The 343-nt window shown below is 68.5% G+C and carries 1 protein-coding gene; it reads right to left on the bottom strand.

The window, feature by feature from the left end; translation table 11 throughout:
- The coding region (locus tag ABGI63_RS25820) for a hypothetical protein (protein WP_349745378.1) at window positions 1-343 on the bottom strand (343 nt) is incomplete at both ends.

Below are 343 nucleotides of genomic sequence, written 5' to 3'. Positions count from 1 at the left end.
GATCGGTGCTCAGGCCGTCGATCTGCGCGGTCGACAGGGCGCGCAAGGCGGCCGTGTTCATCGCACGCAGATCGGCCGATTCCATCGCGGCCAGCTGGTCGGTCTCCAGACCGCCGACCTGGGCGGAACCCAGGGCCGCGACTTGCTGGCTTTGCAAGGCCACAATGCTCTCGGAGGCCAGGGCACCGAGCTGGGCCGAGCCCAGCGCGCGGATCTGCTCGGTCTTGAAGGCCTGCAGATCCTCGCTGGTGATATTGGCCATCTGGCCCGTCGTGAGCCCGCCGATCTGGCCGGTGCTCAAGGCACGCACCTGGTCGCTGGTCAGCGCGGCGAGATCCTCGCT

The sequence above is a fragment of the Roseateles cavernae genome (genome assembly GCF_040187885.1).
GTDB lineage: Bacteria > Pseudomonadota > Gammaproteobacteria > Burkholderiales > Burkholderiaceae_C > Roseateles_E > Roseateles_E cavernae.
The sequence above is the reverse complement of the archived record's forward strand: the minus strand, read 5'-3'. Positions and strand labels throughout refer to the sequence as shown.